The organism is Alteromonas sp. ABH4_456 (assembly GCF_056160645.1).
In genome coordinates this window covers 1-200 of record NZ_JBSWXO010000073.1, presented here as the reverse complement: position 1 = coordinate 200, position 200 = coordinate 1, and the positions used below count along the sequence as shown (strand labels likewise).

Here is a 200-nt window from a genome sequence, read left to right as displayed (position 1 = left end):
CCCACACTACCATCGCCGCTAACGCGTTTCACTTCTGAGTTCGGAATGGATTCAGGTGGTACCACGTCGCTATTGCCGTCAGGCATAAACTGTGTCGTGCAAAATCGAGTGCTTTTCTCGACTTTTGCGCAAGGAGGACCATCAGTACACTCAATTGGGTGCCAAGTCCTCAATGCTTATCTTAACAATCTTGGAAAGCT

1 rRNA gene is annotated in these 200 nt (G+C 48.5%); it reads right to left on the bottom strand.

What is annotated here, in order from left to right:
* A 5S ribosomal RNA gene (rrf, locus tag ACXAG2_RS20980) occupies window positions 1–83 on the bottom strand; the annotation flags it as partial.
* Between the last annotated feature and the right edge of the window lie 117 nt (window positions 84–200).